13 protein-coding genes are annotated in these 16,750 nt (G+C 65.5%); 5 read left to right on the top strand and 8 right to left on the bottom strand.

Features of this window, described 5'->3' with window-relative positions; translation table 11 throughout:
* Window positions 1–6 precede the first annotated feature (6 nt).
* The gene (locus ACFZCE_RS13390; RefSeq protein ID WP_390939641.1) at window positions 7–1,254 is read right to left on the bottom strand and encodes a lipoprotein-releasing ABC transporter permease subunit; all 1,248 of its coding nucleotides are present in this window, start codon (window positions 1,252–1,254) and stop codon (window positions 7–9) included.
* A 94-nt stretch (window positions 1,255–1,348) separates the two neighbouring features.
* Between ACFZCE_RS13390 and ACFZCE_RS13385 the strand changes: the two genes are divergently transcribed.
* Both ACFZCE_RS13385 and ACFZCE_RS13380 read left to right on the top strand, forming a co-directional pair.
* Window positions 1,349–1,939 carry a PilZ domain-containing protein gene (locus ACFZCE_RS13385; protein ID WP_390939638.1) on the top strand — a complete coding sequence of 197 codons (591 nt, stop codon included), beginning with the start codon at window positions 1,349–1,351 and terminating at the stop codon, window positions 1,937–1,939.
* Window positions 1,940–1,969: 30 nt separating this feature from the next.
* The gene (locus tag ACFZCE_RS13380) at window positions 1,970–2,692 is read left to right on the top strand and encodes a glycerophosphodiester phosphodiesterase family protein (RefSeq protein ID WP_390939636.1); all 723 of its coding nucleotides are present in this window, start codon (window positions 1,970–1,972) and stop codon (window positions 2,690–2,692) included.
* Window positions 2,693–2,734: 42 nt separating this feature from the next.
* On the opposite strand, the gene sthA is transcribed toward ACFZCE_RS13380, so the two are convergent.
* Window positions 2,735–4,129, bottom strand: a complete 1,395-nt coding sequence (gene sthA / locus ACFZCE_RS13375) for a Si-specific NAD(P)(+) transhydrogenase (RefSeq protein ID WP_390939634.1) — start codon at window positions 4,127–4,129, stop codon at window positions 2,735–2,737.
* A gap of 337 nt (window positions 4,130–4,466) precedes the next feature.
* Between sthA and ACFZCE_RS13370 the strand changes: the two genes are divergently transcribed.
* Window positions 4,467–5,756 (top strand): tricarballylate/proton symporter TcuC, encoded by a 1,290-nt coding sequence (locus ACFZCE_RS13370; RefSeq protein ID WP_390939632.1) that lies wholly within the window; start codon window positions 4,467–4,469, stop codon window positions 5,754–5,756.
* A 65-nt stretch (window positions 5,757–5,821) separates the two neighbouring features.
* Here ACFZCE_RS13370 and ACFZCE_RS13365 read toward each other — a convergent pair whose 3' ends face one another.
* From ACFZCE_RS13365 to ACFZCE_RS13355, 3 genes are all read right to left on the bottom strand, one after another.
* Window positions 5,822–6,562 carry an S-methyl-5'-thioinosine phosphorylase gene (locus ACFZCE_RS13365; protein ID WP_390939629.1) on the bottom strand — a complete coding sequence of 247 codons (741 nt, stop codon included), beginning with the start codon at window positions 6,560–6,562 and terminating at the stop codon, window positions 5,822–5,824.
* Between the two features lie 9 nt (window positions 6,563–6,571).
* Entirely contained in the window at window positions 6,572–7,570 is a 999-nt protein-coding gene (gene nagZ, locus ACFZCE_RS13360; RefSeq protein ID WP_390939980.1) for a beta-N-acetylhexosaminidase, read from the bottom strand.
* 74 nt (window positions 7,571–7,644) lie between these two features.
* A complete protein-coding gene (locus ACFZCE_RS13355) occupies window positions 7,645–8,352 on the bottom strand; it encodes a TetR family transcriptional regulator (RefSeq protein WP_390939627.1) in 708 nt (235 codons plus the stop codon).
* Window positions 8,353–8,538: 186 nt separating this feature from the next.
* On the opposite strand from ACFZCE_RS13355, the gene lexA reads away from it, so the two are divergent.
* Window positions 8,539–9,150 carry a transcriptional repressor LexA gene (gene lexA, locus ACFZCE_RS13350; protein WP_390939625.1) on the top strand — a complete coding sequence of 204 codons (612 nt, stop codon included), beginning with the start codon at window positions 8,539–8,541 and terminating at the stop codon, window positions 9,148–9,150.
* A 12-nt stretch (window positions 9,151–9,162) separates the two neighbouring features.
* Window positions 9,163–9,669, top strand: a complete 507-nt coding sequence (gene sulA, locus ACFZCE_RS13345; protein WP_390939623.1) for an SOS-induced cell division inhibitor SulA — start codon at window positions 9,163–9,165, stop codon at window positions 9,667–9,669.
* Between the two features lie 3 nt (window positions 9,670–9,672).
* On the opposite strand, the gene ACFZCE_RS13340 is transcribed toward sulA, so the two are convergent.
* The 3 genes from ACFZCE_RS13340 to fadD1 form a co-directional block, all read right to left on the bottom strand.
* Window positions 9,673–10,794 carry a beta-ketoacyl-ACP synthase III gene (locus ACFZCE_RS13340; protein WP_390939621.1) on the bottom strand — a complete coding sequence of 374 codons (1,122 nt, stop codon included), beginning with the start codon at window positions 10,792–10,794 and terminating at the stop codon, window positions 9,673–9,675.
* A 90-nt stretch (window positions 10,795–10,884) separates the two neighbouring features.
* Window positions 10,885–14,796, bottom strand: a complete 3,912-nt coding sequence (gene hrpA, locus ACFZCE_RS13335) for an ATP-dependent RNA helicase HrpA (RefSeq protein ID WP_390939619.1) — start codon at window positions 14,794–14,796, stop codon at window positions 10,885–10,887.
* A gap of 78 nt (window positions 14,797–14,874) precedes the next feature.
* Window positions 14,875–16,572 (bottom strand): long-chain-fatty-acid--CoA ligase FadD1, encoded by a 1,698-nt coding sequence (gene fadD1, locus ACFZCE_RS13330; protein WP_390939617.1) that lies wholly within the window; start codon window positions 16,570–16,572, stop codon window positions 14,875–14,877.
* Between the last annotated feature and the right edge of the window lie 178 nt (window positions 16,573–16,750).

Below are 16,750 nucleotides of genomic sequence, written 5' to 3'. Positions count from 1 at the left end.
CGTGGCTCACTCATAACGAAGCGCCTCCGCCGGCTGGGTGCGCGCGGCGCGCCAGGCGGGGTAAAGGGTGGCGAAGAAACTCAGGATCAGCGCCGCGCCACACACGAGGTAAACGTCCTCGGCCATGACCTGCGACGGGATGTAATCGATGAAGTACACATCCGGATTAAGGAATTTGTGCCCGATCAGATGCTCGAGCCCGGCGATGGCGCTGCTCACGTTCAGCGCGGCGAGAATGCCCAGCGCCGCGCCCACGGCCACGCCGACCACACCGATCACCGTGCCCTGAACCATGAACACGCCCATGATCTGCCGTGGCGTCATGCCCAGGGTGCGCAGGATGGCGATGTCGCCGCGTTTGTCGTTGACCACCATCACCAGGGTGGAAATGATGTTGAACGCCGCCACCGCCACGATCAGCAGCAACAGCAGGCCGATCATGTTCTTTTCCATGCGGATGGCCTGGTAGAGGTTGCCGTGGGTGCGGGTCCAGTCGCGGGCGTAATAGTCGTCGCCCAACTGCTGGGCCAGTTGCCAGGCGATTTTCGGCGCTTCGAACAGGTCGCCGAACTTCAGCCGGATGCCCTGCACCTGGCCCGGCTGCCAGCGGTGCAGGCGGCCGAGGTCTTCGATGTTGGTCACGCCCAGGTAGCCGTCGATTTCGCCAGCGCCGACGTGGAAAATACCGGTCACGGTAAAGCGCTTCATGCGCGGGAACACCCCGGCCGGGGTGACCGCCACTTCCGGAGCGACGAAGGTGAGCTTGTCGCCCACCTTCACCCCCAGGGTGCTGGCGGCCTTGTCGCCGATCATGATGCCGAACTCACCCGGGGCGAGGTCGGCCAGCTTACCCTCGCGAATAAAGGCGTCGATGATCGAAACCTTATCTTCGAGCGCAGGCTCTATACCGTTGAGCAAGACCTTCTGCACCCGCCCGTCGTGGGTCAACAGGCCCTGCATCTGGGTGACCGGCGCCACCGCCGCGACCTGCGGGTTGGCCTGCACCTTGGTGGCCAGCGCTTGCCAGTCGGCGATCGGCGTGGGCGACTCGATGGTGGCGTGCGGGACCATGCCGAGCACGCGGTTACGCATCTCGCGGTCGAAGCCGTTCATCACCGACAGCACCACGATCATCACCACAACCCCCAGGGCCAGGCCGATCATCGACGTCAGGGAAATGAAGGAAACAAAGTGATTACGACGTTTGGCGCGGGTGTAGCGGGCGCCGATGTAAACGAAAAGAGGTCTGAACATGTAAGGGCTTGTTCGCAGTGGTTGGGATCGCCCGTATGGCGTGACTGCCCGCGCGAACTTACACTCGGACCATTACTGCCAGGTTGGGTTCGCCATGCTGACGACAGACGACGCGGAACGCCGCGAATACTATCGCATCAACGATCGTATCGCACTTGAAATCACCCCTTTGCAGGCAGGTTTCACCGACGATGAAACCTTCCTGGAAACCGGCCAGAGCCTGTTCGGCTTGCTCTGCGAGCTGCACCTGTCCGACTTCGAATCGCAACACCTGCTGCGCCAGGTCGGCGAGGGCAACCGTGCGCTCTCGGCCTTTCTGCGCACGCAGAACAAACGCATCGAGCTGCTCACCCAGGTGATGGCGCAGTCGATCCTGGGCAGCATCGGCCAGCCGCAGCCGGTGGTGTTGTCCGAGGCCGGGCTGGAATTTCACGGCGCCAGCGCGATGCCGCCCGGCAGCGTGTTGAACGTGAAGATGGCGCTGATGCCCCAGGCCCTGGGGGTGATGCTGCGCGCCCGGGTGGTGCGTTGCGATGCCACCGCCGAGGGGCCGTTCGACATCGGCGTGGAATTCATCGACGCCACTGACGCGCAACGGCAATTACTGGCACGCTATGTTCTGCAAAAGCAGGCCGCCGAGCGGCGCCAGGCCAAGGAAGCCGAACACGCCGCGGAAACGGCCTGATTACCCTCTCCCACACGCTAAGGACACCACGTGACCCTTCTCTACGGCCATCGGGGCGCCAAGGGCGAAGCCCCGGAAAACACCCTGGCCAGCTTCCAGCAGTGCCTGAGCCACGGCGTCAAACGCTGTGAGCTGGACCTTCACCTGTCTCGCGATGGCGAGCTGATGGTCATCCACGACCCAACCCTGCGCCGTACCACCGAGCGCCGCGGCAAGGTGGCCGACTACAACGCCGCCGAGCTCACCGCGCTCGACGCCCGCCGCGGCGGCCCAGGCTGGCTCACGCCGTGCCCGGTGCCGACCCTGGCGCAGTTGTTCGAGGCGTGCGCCTTCGAGCATTGGCAGTTGGAAGTGAAGAGCGCGTCGCGGGTGCGCGCCGCCGGCACGGTGCTGGCGATTCGCGAGCTGGCGCAGCGCTTTGGCGTGCTCGACAAGGTGACGATCACCTCGAGCTCGCGCGAGGTGCTGCGCGCCGCGCAGGAGCTGGTGCCGGATGTGGGCCGCGGGCTGGTGGCCGAATACGCCTGGCTCGACCCGCTGAAGGTGGCCCAGAGCTACGGTTGCCACCTGCTGGCGCTGAACTGGACGCTGTGCACCCCGGAGCGCCTGCAAAAGGCCCAGCGCCAGGGGCTGCATGTGTCGGTGTGGACGGTCAACGAACCGGCGCTGATGCGCCGGCTCGCCGACTTCGGCGTAGACAGCCTGATTACAGACTTTCCCGGTTTGGCCAGCGCCACCCTCGGGAATCGCTGAAAACCCCCTCTCCGGCCGGCTCAGGCCACCGGCCGGAGCCCCTCAAAAAAGCCGGTTGAGGCCGTCGTACGCCGCTACCCGATAGGCTTCGGCCATGGTCGGGTAGTTGAAGGTGGTGTTGACGAAATACTTGAGGGTGTTCAGCTCGCCGGGCTGGTTCATGATCGCCTGGCCGATGTGCACGATCTCCGAGGCCTGGTCGCCGAAGCAATGCACGCCCAGCACTTCGAGGGTTTCACGGTGGAAGAGGATCTTCAGCATGCCCACCGGCTCGTCGGAAATCTGCGCCCGCGCCATGCCCTTGAAGAACGCCTTGCCCACCTCGTACGGCACCTTGGCCTCGGTGAGTTCGTGCTCGTTCTTGCCGATCGAGCTGATCTCCGGGATGGTGTAGATGCCCGTGGGCACGTCGTTGACGAAGCGCCAGCTGCCGTTCTCGACGATGCTGCCAGAGGCCGAGCGGCCCTGGTCGTAGGCGGCACTGGCCAGGCTTGGCCAGCCGATCACGTCGCCGGCGCCGTAAATGGTCGGCACGCTGGTGCGATAGGCTTCGTCGACGTCGATCTGGCCGCGGCTGTTGACCTTGATGCCGATGTTCTCGAGGCCCAGGCGGTCGGTGTTGCCGGTACGGCCGTTACACCACAGCAGGGCGTCGGCCTTGATCTTCTTGCCCGACTTCAAGTGCAGGATCACCCCGCTCTCGATGCCTTCGACCCGCTCGTATTCCTCGGTGTGGCGCACCATCACGTTGTTGTTGCTGAAGTGGTAGCTCAGCGACTGGGAGATTTCCGAGTCGAGGAAGCTCAGCAGTTGGTCGCGGGTGTCTACCAATTCGACCAGCACGCCCAGGCCGCTGAAGATCGACGCGTATTCGCAGCCGATCACCCCGGCGCCGTAGATGATGATCTTGCGCGGGGTGTGGGTAAGGCTGAGGATGGTGTCGCTGTCGTAGATGCGCGGGTGGTTGAAGTCGATGTCGGCCGGGCGGTACGGGCGCGAGCCGGTGGCGATGACGATCTGCTTGGCGACGAGTTTTTCCTGGGCGCCGTTGGCGCAGATCACGCTGACGGTCTGCTCGTCGGCGAAGCTGCCGGTGCCGAAGAACACATCGACGCGGTTGCGCGCGTAGTAGCTGGTGCGCGAGGCCACCTGCTTGGCGATCACCCGCTCGGCGCTGCGCAGCACATCGGGAAAGGAGAACCAGCGCGGCTCGCCGATGGCACGGAACATGGGGTTGGAGTTGAACTGGATGATCTGCTTGACCGAGTGGCGCAGCGCCTTGGACGGGATGGTGCCCAGGTGCGTGCAGTTGCCGCCGACCTCGCGGCGGCTGTCGACCATCGCCACCTTGCGCCCTGCCTTGGCGGCATTCATTGCCGCGCCTTCCCCCGCCGGGCCGGAACCCAGCACCACTACGTCGTAGTTGTAGACAGCCATGCGTACTCCTTAGAACGGGCCGGAAACGCCAACCGTTTCCGGCGTTCGGTGCGCGGCGCACCGAAAAACCTGGCCCGAGCATTTTAGTGAACAGCGAGTGACGCGCACATTACCCCTTGGTCGCGATAAACGCCATTTTTCCGTGCGGCAACCTGCCACATTGGCGGCCCGCAAGCACCGCGCTAGAGGGCCACTGAACGGATTTTAGTTGCTCCGGTCTTACGATACACATATCGTTACAAATACCGTCGGTTAGTGACGCACACACTGTGCAGGACCCGCGCAGCGCTCAAGATCAAGGATCGAGCACAGCCAACAACTACAAATAGGTGCATTCATGGCCTCCAATACAGGCAAGGGCAAGGCGATTTTTCGCGTTGTCAGCGGCAACTTTCTTGAAATGTTCGACTTCATGGTGTACGGCTACTACGCCACCGCCATCGCCAAGACCTTCTTCCCCTCGGACAACGAATTCGCTTCGTTGATGCTCTCGCTGGCCACCTTTGGCGCGGGCTTCCTGATGCGCCCGCTGGGTGCGGTGGTGCTCGGCGCCTACATCGACAAACACGGCCGCCGCCAAGGCCTGATCGTGACCCTGGCAATGATGGCCGCCGGTACCTTGCTGATCGCGCTGGTGCCCGGCTACGCCACACTCGGGGTGGTGTCGCCCATTCTGGTACTGCTCGGGCGCCTGTTGCAGGGCTTCTCGGCGGGCGTGGAGCTGGGCGGCGTCTCCGTTTACCTCTCGGAAATCGCCACCCCGGGCAAAAAAGGCTTCTTCGTCAGCTGGCAGTCGGCCAGCCAACAGGTCGCGGTGGTGTTCGCCGGCCTGCTCGGCGTGCTGCTGAACCACTTCCTGTCGCCGCAAGACATGGGTGAATGGGGCTGGCGCGTGCCGTTCCTGGTCGGTTGCGCCATCGTCCCGGCGATCTTCGTGATCCGCCGCTCGCTGGAAGAAACCCCGGAGTTCGAAGCCCGTACCCATCGCCCGGCGTTCGCCGACGTGCTGCGTTCGATCGGCCAGAACTTCGGCCTGGTCATCGCCGGCATGGCGCTGGTGGTGATGACCACCGTGTCGTTCTACCTGATCACCGCCTACACCCCGACCTTCGGCAAGAGCGTGCTGCACTTGTCGGACCTCGACGCGCTGGTGGTGACGGTGTGCGTGGGTATCTCGAACTTCATCTGGCTGCCGGTGATGGGCTCGGTGTCTGACCGCATCGGCCGCAAGCCGCTGCTGCTGGCCACCACCATCCTGGCCATCGTGACCGCCTACCCGCTGCTGTCGTGGCTGGTCAGCGCGCCAAGCTTCAGCCACCTGCTGATGGTCGAGCTGTGGCTGTCGTTCCTGTATGGCTCGTATAACGGTGCGATGGTCGTGGCGCTGACCGAGATCATGCCGAAAGAAGTGCGCACCACCGGCTTCTCGCTGGCCTACAGCCTGGCCACCGCCACCTTCGGCGGCTTCACCCCGGCGGCCTGCACCTGGCTGATCCACTACCTCGACAACCAGGCCGCGCCTGGCCTGTGGCTGACCGGTGCGGCCATCATGGGGCTGATCGCTACCCTGGTGCTGTTCCGTGGCAACCGCCATGAGCTGCGGGTGCGCGAGGCAGCCAACGCCTGAGGCGCTGGTTGGTGTGAAGAAGGGCCGGCGTTTGCTGGCCCTTTTTTATTTCAGCCGAGGGCCCCTCAAGGCGTACCCAGCACCCGCGCCAACACGCCGCGCACCTTGCCCATCCCCGCCTCCAGCGCCTGTTCGATCTGCGCCATGCTGATCACCGCGGTGCCCTTGCCGGCCGCCGGGTTGACCACCAGCGCCAGGCACGCGTAGGCCAGCCCCAGCTCACGGGCCAGGGCAGCTTCGGGCATGCCGGTCATGCCCACCAGGTCGCAGCCGTCGCGCTCCAGCCGGGCAATCTCGGCGGCGGTTTCCAGCCGTGGGCCTTGGGTGCAGCCGTACACCCCCTGGGCGCTGTGGGCATGGCCCTCGGCAGCCAGGGCCGCGAGCAGGCGTTGGCGCAGGGGTTCGCTGTAGGGTTCGCTGAAGTCGATGTGCACCACCGGCTCCAGCGGGTCGGCGAAGTAGGTGTGCTCGCGGCCGCTGGTGTAGTCGATCAACTGATGCGGCACACAGAGGTGGCCGGTGCCCATGGCCGGGTGAATGCCGCCCACGGCATTGACCGCCAGCACCGCCTCGGCGCCAGCCTGCTTGAGCGCCCAGAGGTTGGCGCGGTAGTTGACCTGGTGCGGCGCCAGCCGGTGCGGGCTGCCATGGCGTGGCAAGAACAGCACCTCATGGCCGCCGAACTCGCCGATCGCCAGCTCCGCCGAAGGCTCACCGTAGGGGGTTTCTACTACCTGGGTGCGCTGGATGCGCAAACCCTCGAGCTGTGCCAGCCCGGAGCCGCCGATGATTGCGTAAACCGCCATGGGTAACCCTCAGTCGATCAATTGTGCGTCGCGCAGCGCGCCCAATGCGTGCAACCAGCGCGGATGCTGGCGGTATTCCCGCCCCGGGGTGGCGCGCCCGGCCATGCGCGCGATGCGCGGCGCCGGGGTGACCTTCAAGCGTTGCGCCGCGCTCAAGGCCAGCTCGGCCGCGGCGCGGTCGTTGCACACCAGGCCCATGTCGCAACCCGCGCTGAACGCCGCCTCGACCCGCGCCGCGGCATCGCCCACCACATGGGCACCAGCCATCGACAGGTCGTCGCTGAAAATCACCCCGTCAAAGCCCAGTTCGCCGCGCAGAATGCCCTGCAGCCAGCGTGGCGAGAAGCCCGCCGGGCGCTCGTCTACCTGAGGGTAGATCACATGGGCCGGCATCACCGCCGCCAACTGGCCGAGCAACCGGGTAAAGGGGATCAGGTCTTGCTGGCGCAGCGCCGCCAGGTCGCGCTCGTCGACCGGGATCGCCACGTGGGAGTCGGCCTCGGCCCAGCCATGCCCAGGGAAGTGCTTGCCGCAGGCGGCCATGCCGGCCTGGTTCATGCCACGTATAAAGGCACCGGCCAGCAGCGCCGCGCGCGCCGGGTCGGTTTCGAAGGCGCGCTGGCCAATCACCGCGCTGCGCCCGTGGTCGAGGTCGAGTACCGGCGCGAAAGAGAGGTCCAGGCCCACCCCGAGCACTTCACTGGCCATCACCCAGCCGCATTGCTCGGCCAGGTATTCGGCGTTGGCCGCCTCGGCGATGCGGCGCATCGCCGGCAGCCGCACGAAGCCTTGGCGCAGCCGCTGCACGCGGCCGCCTTCCTGGTCCACGGCGAGGATCAGGTCCGGGCGCAGGGCGCGAATCGAAGCCGTGAGTTCGCGCACCTGGCGCGGGTGCTCGATGTTGCGGGCGAAGATGATCAAGCCGCGCACTTCGGGTTGGCGCAGCAGGTGGCGGTCTTCGGCGCTGAGCCAGGTACCGGCCACGTCGACCATCAAGGCGCCTTGCAAGCGGGCAGTCATGGGCAATCCTTCAAAGCAGTGGGGGCGCTACTTTAACGGATGGCGCAGGCGCCGGCCACGGCTCAGGCCTTGGCCGCCGCCTGCGGCTGCTTGCTGCGCGGGCGCAATTGCGCGGCGTGCATGGCCGGGTCGGTCACGCCGCTGTCGGCACGCATGCCGGCGGCCAGGAACGGCACCATCAGGCGCATCACCTGCTCGATGGAGGTGTCGACGCCGAAGTCGTTCTCGGAAATCGCCCGCAGCGCCTTGATACCCGACATGCTGAAGGCAGCCGCGCCGAGCATGAAATGCACCCGCCAGAACAGCTCCAGCGGCGGAATGCGCGGCGCGGTGTCGTTGACCAACTGCATGTAGCGGCGAAACACCTTGCCGTACATGTCTTCGAGGTAGCGCCGCAGGTGCCCCTGGCTTTCGCTGAAGGCCAGGCCCAGCAGGCGCATGAAGATCGACAGGTCATTGTTGCTGCGCGGCTGCACGACCATGGCTTGGTCGACCAGCACCTCGAGCAGCTCCTCGAGGCTGGCCTTGTGCGCCGGCAACGCCGCGCGGCGGTCGAGTTCACGTTCGAGGCTGGCGCAAAACGGCCCGAGGAAGCGCGAGAACACCGCCTGGATCAGCGCCTTCTTGGAGCCGAAGTGGTAATTCACCGCGGCCAGGTTCACCCCGGCCTTGCCGGTAATGAGGCGCAGGGACGTTTCGGCGAAGCCCTTCTCCGCGAACAGTTGTTCGGCGGCATCGAGGATGCGTTCGACAGTCTCCGATTGGGCCATGGTCACTCCGGCAGGCAAACAAGTGTTTGAAACTTACGTTTCAGCCCTCTCGGCTGTCAAGCCGGGCGCTGCATTTTCCGGCCAGATGGTCAAGCTTTACAAGGTTCCCGGGCAAAAATGAGGGTTGCCAAGACCGTTCCACTGTATATAATCCCAGTCACTGTACAAAAAACCAGAGCCCCTACCATGCTGAAACTGACGCCCCGCCAGGCAGAAATCCTGGCCTTCATCCGGCGCTGCATCGAAGACAACGGCTTCCCGCCCACGCGCGCCGAAATCGCCCAGCAGCTCGGTTTCAAATCGGCCAACGCCGCCGAGGAGCACCTCAAGGCACTGGCCCGCAAGGGCGCCATCGAGATGACCCCAGGCGCCAGCCGCGGCATCCGCATCCCGGGTGGCACCGGCGACGCCAAGGCAGACGACACCCTGCCGATCATCGGCCGTGTCGCTGCCGGCGCGCCGATCCTGGCGCAGCAGCACATCGAGGAATCCTGCAACATCAACCCGGGGTTCTTCCATCCCCGCGCCGACTACCTGTTGCGCGTGCACGGCATGAGCATGAAGGACGTGGGCATTCTCGATGGCGACCTGATCGCCGTGCACACCTGCCGCGAAGCCCGCAACGGCCAGATCGTAGTGGCGCGCATCGGCGACGAAGTGACCGTCAAGCGCTTCCAGCGCAGTGGCAGCAAGGTCCGCCTGCTGGCGGAAAACCCGGAGTTCGCCCCTATCGAGGTCGACCTGCGGGAGCAGGATCTGGTGATCGAAGGGCTGAGTGTCGGCGTGATCCGCCGTTAACGAGGAGGCGTCATGCAGTGTATTCCCGCTACCCCCACCCGGCCTCAACAGGCTCAACTGTCGCTGTTCGAGGCTTTTATGGCACCGTCGGCCGGTAAACCACTGTTCGTGGCCGAGCCGCGCGAGCCCTACGGGGCCAGCGTTGCCGAGGTCGATGACACCGAAGTGTTCAGCGAGCTGGCACTGCGGGGGTCCGCGGGAAGCTGCCTGAACCTGCTGGCGCCGGTGCTGCAGTCCCTGAGCCAGGCCCGCGAACAGCGCTGGTTAACGCTGGTTGCGCCGCCGGCCAGCCTGACCCACGCCTGGCTGCGTGATGCGGGGCTCAACCGCGAACGTATTCGCCTGCTGCAGCCGCGCCAGGGCCAAACCGCCCTGGAGCTGGCGTGCGAGGCCTTGGCCTTGGGCAACAGCCACACCGTGGTGAGCTGGGTAACACCGCTCAATACCACCGCCCGCCAACAGCTGGTGTTGGCGGCCCAGGCAGGCCAGGCACAAAGCCTGAACATCCGCCTGGGGTAAGCCTCAACGTTTGCGCAGGATCACACTGCCAATCGAATAACCGGCGCCGAACGAGCTGAGCACACCCAACGCGCCGCTGGGCAGGTCGTCCTGATGCAGGTGCAAGGCGATGACCGAGCCCGCCGAACTGGTGTTGGCGTAACGGTCGAGAATCACTGGGGCCTCGTGGGGCTCGGCATCACGGCCCAGCAGTTTTTTAACGATCAACTGGTTCATCGACAAGTTGGCCTGGTGCAGCCAGAAGCGTTGTACCGCTTCCACCGCGATGCCCTGCTCGGCCAAGTGCTGGCCAATCAGCTCGGCGACCATCGGGCACACTTCGCGGAACACCTTGCGGCCTTCCTGTACGAACAGCTTTTCCGCGGCCAGCGCGGGGCCCTCTTCGGCACGGTTGAGAAAGCCAAAGTTGTTGCGGATGTTATTGGAGAACTGCGTCAGCAGCTTGGTGCCGACGATATCGAACTGATGGGCCGAGCTGGCCAGGTCAGCCCGTTCCACCAGCACCGCGGTGGCGGCATCGCCAAAAATGAAGTGGCTGTCGCGGTCACGGAAATTCAAATGCCCGGTGCAGATTTCCGGGTCGACCACCAGCACGGCGCGGGCCTGGCCCAGTTGCACCGCGTTGCATGCGGTTTGGATGCCGAAGGTGGCCGACGAGCACGCCACGTTCATGTCGAAACCAAAGCCGGCAATGCCCAACGCTTGCTGCACTTCGATGGCGATGGCCGGGTAAGGCCGTTGCAGGTTGGAGCAGGCGACGATCACCGCGTCGACATCGGCCGCGGTTCGTCCGGCCCGCTGCAGCGCCTGGCGGGCGGCGCTCACGGCCATTTCACAGAGGATCGACGGCTCGTCGTTGCCACGCTCGGGCAACCGCGGCTTCATCCGCTGCGGGTCGAGGATGCCGGTTTTGTCCATCACGTAACGGCTTTGAATGCCGCTGGCTTTCTCGATGAACGCCGCGCTGGACTCGGCCAGCGCCTCGGCCTCGCCGCGCTCGATGGCGGCCGCGTGCTGGTCGTTGTACTGGTTGACGTAAGTGTTGAACGCGGCAACGAGTTCGTCGTTGCTGATGCTGTGGGGCGGTGTGTACAAACCGGTGCCACTGATAACAGCCTTATGCACGATCCATCCTCATGATTGTAGGGGCGCCGGCCGCACACAACGCGGCCGGCACACCGGAGTTTGCCACAACCCGGTACGCCCGTACCGGGTTCAGGCCTCGACCTGCGACCACTGCTTGGCCAGGCGTTTATCGGAGACCGGTACCTTGGTGCCCAACTGCTGAGCGAACAACGACACGCGGTACTCCTCCAGCCACCAGCGGTACGTTTCCAGTTCCGGGTCGTGCTTGCCTTCCTGGCCATGCTTGGCCAGGCGCGCGCTGTACTGCGCCCAGGCCTGGGCGAATTCGCCGCTCCACATCCGGTCTTTCTGCAACTGGCCGGGGAGTTTGTCGAGGCGCATGTCGATGGCCTTGAGGTAGCGCGGCAGCTCCTTGAGCCACAACGCGGGTGTTTGCCGCACGAACCCAGCATAGACCAGTGCGCCGACCTGCTGCTTGATGTCGTTCAAGGCCACGGCACGGGCCAGGTCAATCTTGCCCTTCAGGCGTTTTTGCACGCCGTGCCACAGCTTGAGCACTTCCAGGGTGAGCCGCGCCAGGCGCTCGGCGTGTTCGGCCCAGGCGCCACGCTTGCGCTCGGCCAGCGACGCCAGCGCGGCGCCGTCACGTGGCAGGCTGGCTTCGCCGTCGAGAATGCAGGCGTCAAGGCTGGCCAGCAGGATGTCTTCGACCAGCGCCTCGACCCGGCCCATGTCGCGGTACAGCAAGCCCAGTTCGGTCAGCCCGGGCAGCTTGCCGCGCAGGAACTTCGCCGGTTCCGCCAGCTGCTGCAGCAACAGCCGCTGCAGCGCGCGGCGGTGCTGCCAATCGGCCTCGGCGGCGGTGGTAAAGCGCGCCTGGCGCACTTCACCGCCCTCTTCGGCCAGGGCTGGGTACACGGTCATTTCCAGGCCGGCGATGTTCTGCCGGGCGGTTTCGGCCACGTTGCCGAAAGCCTTGGCCTGCACCGGCGGCTGGCCCTCGGCCTTGGCCGGCAGCGCCAGCGCGGCCTGGCTGGCCTCGGCAAAGCGCGCGGTGAGCGCGGCCAGGTCGCGGCCCTCGCCCAGTGGCTTGCCTTGGGCATCGACCACTTCGATGTTCATCTTCAGGTGCGCCTCGACCTGCGCGGCCGCCTCGGCCCAGGCCTCATCGGCAACCCGCGCGCCGGTCATGCGCAGCAACTGCGCGCCGAGTGCCTGGGGCAACGGTCCATCGCCGAAGGCCAGGCGCTCGAGCGAGGCGCGGACGAAATCCGGCACCGGCACGAAGTTCTTGCGCAGGGCCTTGGGCAGGTTGCGCACCAGCGCCGTGCACTTGGCCTCGATCAGGCCTGGCACCAACCACTCCAGGCGTTCGCCGGGCAGCGCCGGCAATAACGGCGCCGGCACCCTCAGCGTGACGCCATCGCGCGGGTGATTGGGCTCGAAGTGGTAGCTCAGCGGCAGGCTGAGCTCACCCCACTGCAAGGTGTCGGGGTATTGCTTGGCGGTGACCTCCGACGCCTCGCGGGCGAGCACGTCGTCTTCCTGCATGATCAACAGCTGCGGCTGCTTTTGGCTCTCGCTGCGGTACCAGGCATCGAAGGTGGCGGTTTGGTAAACCTCGGCCGGCACCCGCGCGTCATAGTAGGCGTAGAGGGTGTCTTCATCGGCGAGGATGTCGCGCCGGCGGGCCTTGGCCTCGAGGGCGTCGAGTTGCTCGAGCAAAGCACGGTTGGCCGCCAGGCAGCGCGCCCGGGAGTTGATCTCGCCGCGCACCAGCGCCTCGCGGATGAACAGCTCGCGGGCCACTGGCGGGTCGATCGGGCCATAGTGCACCGGGCGCCGGCCAACGATGATCAAGCCGTACAGGGTGACCTGCTCGAACGCCACCACCTGGCCGCGTTTTTTCTCCCAGTGCGGCTCGAAATGGTTGGTCTTGATCAGGTGGCTGGCCAATGGCTCAAGCCATAGCACGTCGATCTTGGCGACCATGCGCGCATACAGCTTGGTGGTTTCGACCAGCTCCGCGGCCATCAGCCATTGCGGGCGCTTGCGGCCGATGCCTGACGACGGGTGCACCCAGAAACGCCGCTGGCGCGCGCCCAGGTAGTCGCCCTCTTCGGTTTTTTGCCCCACCTGGCTCAGCAGCCCGGCCAGGATGGCCTTGTGCAGCTTGGGGAAGTCCGCAGGCTCCGGGTTGACCTTCAACTGCAGGTCGCGGCAAATCAGCGCCAACTGGCGGTGGGCGTCGCGCCATTCGCGCATGCGCAGGTAATTCAGAAACTGCTTGCGGCACCAGTTGCGCAGGGCATTGGCGCCCAGCTCCTGGCGCTGCGCCTCGAAGCCGTGCCACAGGTTCACCAGGGCGGCGAAGTCGGAGTCTGGGTCTTTCCATTGCGCATGGGCTTGGTCTGCCGCCTGCTGGCGTTCGGCCGGGCGGTCACGCGGGTCTTGCACCGACAGCGCGCTGGCGACGATCAGAATCTCCGCCAAGCTGCCTTGCGCGGCGCCTTCGAGCAGCATGCGGCCCAGCCGCGGGTCGACCGGCAAGCGCGCCAGCTGCCGGCCCAGGGGGGTGAGCTGCTGCTCGCGGTTGACCGCGCAGAGCTCTTGCAGCAGGTTGAAACCGTCGCTGATCGCCTTGCCGTCTGGCGGCTCGATGAACGGGAACGCGTCGATCGCACCCAGGCGCAGGTGCAGCATCTGCAGGATCACCGCCGCCAGGTTGGTGCGCAGGATCTCCGGGTCGGTAAACGCTGGCCGCGCGTTGAAGTCGTCTTCGCCGTACAGGCGGATGCAAATACCCGGCTCGACCCGCCCGCAACGGCCCTTGCGCTGATTGGCGCTGGCCTGCGACACCGCTTCGATCGGCAGCCGTTGGACCTTGGCGCGGTAACTGTAACGGCTGATGCGCGCGGTGCCGCTGTCGATCACGTAGCGGATGCCTGGCACCGTCAGCGAGGTTTCCGCCACGTTGGTGGCCAGCACCACGCGCCGCCCGGGGTGGCTCTGGAAAATCCGTTGCTGCTCGGCCGGCGACAGCCGCGCGTACAACGGCAGAATCTCGGTGTGGCGCAATTGCGCCTTGCGCAGCAGTTCGGCACAGTCGCGAATCTCGCGCTCGCCCGGCAGGAACACCAGTACGTCACCCGGGCCCTTGCGCTCGCTGCGCTCATGGGCGGCGATTTCGTCCAAGGCCGCCAGAATACCCTGGTCGACCGAGAGGTCGTCTTCCACGGCGTTGCCGTCTTCGTCCTGTTCACGGGTCAGTGGCCGGTACCAGGTGTCTACCGGGTAGGTGCGGCCAGACACCTCGATGATCGGCGCGCCGTCGAAGTGCTGGGAAAACCGCTCCAGGTCGATGGTCGCCGAGGTGATGATCAGCTTCAGGTCCGGGCGGCGCGGCAGCAGGGTTTTCAGGTAGCCCAGCAGGAAGTCGATGTTCAGGCTGCGCTCGTGGGCCTCGTCGACGATGATCGTGTCGTAGCGCTCGAGGAAGCGGTCATGCTGGGTTTCGGCCAGCAGGATGCCGTCGGTCATCAGCTTGATCAGGCTTTGCGGGCTGGTCTGGTCCTCGAAACGCACCTGGTACCCCACCAACTGCCCCAGCGGCGTGCCCAGTTCCTCGGCCACCCGGCTGGCCACGCTGCGCGCGGCGATCCGCCGCGGCTGGGTGTGGGCGATCAGGCCAAACTGGCCGCGGCCCAGTTCCAGGCAGATTTTCGGCAACTGGGTGGTTTTACCCGAGCCGGTTTCGCCGGCGATCACCACCACCTGGTGCTCGGCGATCAAGCGCTTGATTTCGTCGCGCTTGGCGGCGATTGGCAGTTGGTCGTCGTAGCGCACCGCCGGCACGCTGCCACGGCGCTGGGCGACCAGCGCGCAGGACGCCTGATAGCGCTCCAGCCACTGCGCCAGGCGGGCCTCGTCCGGGGCCTTTTGCAGCGCGTGCAGTTGCCGGCGCAACCGATGGCGGTCGGCGGTCTGGGCGTGGTCGAGGTTATTGAGCAGCGTGTCGAACGATGGGGCTTGATCAGTCATCAGCGGGGAAATCTACGGCGCGGCGGGGATGGCGGGATTGTCGCAGATTTGCCACCTGCCCGCCTCCCCCGCCCCGGCTCAGGCGGTTTTCTTCAGGCCAGCCTTGCGCAGCTCTTCGTCGCGCAGCTCGCGGCGCAGGATCTTGCCCACGTTGGTGGTTGGCAGGCTGTCGCGGAACTCCACCTGGCGCGGCACCTTGTAGCCGGTGAGGTTGGCGCGCATGTGCTCGATCACCTGCTCCTTGGTCAATGATGCGCCCGGGCGGATGACCACGAACACTTTGATCAGCTCACCGGCTTTTTCGTCCGGCACGCCGATGGCGGCGCACTGCATCACCCCGGGCAACGACACCAGGACGTCTTCGAGTTCGTTGGGGTACACGTTGAAGCCGCTGACCAGGATCATGTCTTTCTTGCGGTCGACGATGCGGATGTAACCGTCGGGCTGGATCAGGGCGATGTCACCGGTTTTAAGCCAGCCCTCGGCGTCGAGGATTTCCGCCGTGGCGTCTGGGCGCTCCCAATAGCCCTTCATCACCTGCGGGCCCTTCACGCACAGCTCGCCCACCTCGCTAAAGCCGAGCTCCTCGCCAGCGTCGTTGACCACCTTGCAGAGGGTGGACGGTACCGGGATGCCGATCGAGCCCACCTGGATGTTCTCCCGCGGGTTGACCGTGGCCACCGGGCTGGTTTCGGTCATGCCGTAGCCTTCGCAGATCGGGCAGCCGGTCACCTCTTGCCAGCGCTCGGCCACCGGCTGCTGCAAGGCCATACCGCCGGAGAGGGTGACCTTGAGATGGGAGAAGTCGAGGCGGCGGAAGTCGGCGTTGTTGCACAGGGCCACGAACAGGGTGTTCAGCCCCACGAAGCCATTGAACTTCCAGCGCGCCAGCTCCTTGGTGGTGGCGGCCAGGTCCCGCGGGTTGCTGATCAGCACGTTGTGGTTGCCCATCAGCAGCATCGCCATGCAGTGAAAGGTGAAGGCATAGATGTGATACAGCGGCAGCGGCGCGATGATCACTTCGCCGCCCTCATCGAGGTTGGCGCCCATCAGCGATTTGCACTGCAGCATATTGGCCACCAGGTTGCGGTGGGTGAGCATCGCGCCCTTGGCTACCCCGGTGGTGCCGCCGGTGTACTGCAACACCGCCACGTCGTTGGCGGCCGGGTTGGCCTCGTTGACCGAGCGGCCGCTGCCATGGGCCAGCACGTCGTTGAAGGGCACCGCGTTGGGCAAGTGGTAGGCCGGGACCATTTTCTTCACGTAGCGCACCACCGCGTTGACCAGCAGGCGCTTGAGCGGCGGGAGCAGGTCACCGACCTGGGTGACGATCACGTGGCGCACCTGGGTTTTTGGCACCACGGCCTGGGCCAGGTGGGCCATGTTGGCCAGGCACACCAGCGCCTTGGCGCCGGAATCCTTGAACTGGTGTTCCATTTCCCGCGCGGTGTACAGCGGGTTGGTGTTGACCACGATCAGCCCGGCGCGGATGGCGCCGAACACTGCCACCGGGTATTGCAGCAGGTTGGGCAGTTGCACGGCGATGCGGTCGCCGGGCTTGAGATCGGTGTGTTGCTGCAGCCAGGCGGCGAACGCGCCGCTGAGGTGGTAAAGCTCGCCGTAGGTGATCGTCTTGCCCATGCTGCTGAACGCCGGTTGCGCGGCGAAGCGCTCGCACGACGCCTTGAGCACCGCCTGCACGTTAGGGTACTGGTCAGGATCGATGTTCGTCGGCACGCCCGCCGGGTACTTGTCCATCCAGAAGTTTTCGACCATGGAAGCCTGCTCCTCGCGCAACTGCTTTGGCTGCACCGCCTCGATGGCGGTTCTTATTGATATAGGGAAAACGCGCCGAGAGTAGCAGTTTTGCCTAGGGGCGCCTAGAGCCGATACCCGCCCGATCAGTCACTTACAGAACCATCTGATTCAAATTGGTCACGTTTAGAGCCTTTGC

The sequence above is a fragment of the Pseudomonas sp. NPDC007930 genome, assembly GCF_042958985.1.
In the GTDB taxonomy this organism is placed as follows: Bacteria; Pseudomonadota; Gammaproteobacteria; order Pseudomonadales; family Pseudomonadaceae; genus Aquipseudomonas.
This window is presented reverse-complemented; position numbering and strand designations above follow the sequence as displayed.

Bases quoted from the DNA above. Each gene is read 5' to 3' on its own strand.
- ACFZCE_RS13390 (WP_390939641.1), bottom strand. From the start codon at position 1,254: ATGTTCAGACCTCTTTTCGTTTACATCGGCGCCCGCTACACCCGCGCC.
- ACFZCE_RS13385 (WP_390939638.1), top strand. From the start codon at position 1,349: ATGCTGACGACAGACGACGCGGAACGCCGCGAATACTATCGCATCAAC.
- sthA (WP_390939634.1), bottom strand. From the start codon at position 4,129: ATGGCTGTCTACAACTACGACGTAGTGGTGCTGGGTTCCGGCCCGGCG.
- ACFZCE_RS13370 (WP_390939632.1), top strand. From the start codon at position 4,467: ATGGCCTCCAATACAGGCAAGGGCAAGGCGATTTTTCGCGTTGTCAGC.
- ACFZCE_RS13365 (WP_390939629.1), bottom strand. From the start codon at position 6,562: ATGGCGGTTTACGCAATCATCGGCGGCTCCGGGCTGGCACAGCTCGAG.
- ACFZCE_RS13355 (WP_390939627.1), bottom strand. From the start codon at position 8,352: ATGGCCCAATCGGAGACTGTCGAACGCATCCTCGATGCCGCCGAACAA.
- lexA (WP_390939625.1), top strand. From the start codon at position 8,539: ATGCTGAAACTGACGCCCCGCCAGGCAGAAATCCTGGCCTTCATCCGG.
- sulA (WP_390939623.1), top strand. From the start codon at position 9,163: ATGCAGTGTATTCCCGCTACCCCCACCCGGCCTCAACAGGCTCAACTG.
- hrpA (WP_390939619.1), bottom strand. From the start codon at position 14,796: ATGACTGATCAAGCCCCATCGTTCGACACGCTGCTCAATAACCTCGAC.
- fadD1 (WP_390939617.1), bottom strand. From the start codon at position 16,572: ATGGTCGAAAACTTCTGGATGGACAAGTACCCGGCGGGCGTGCCGACG.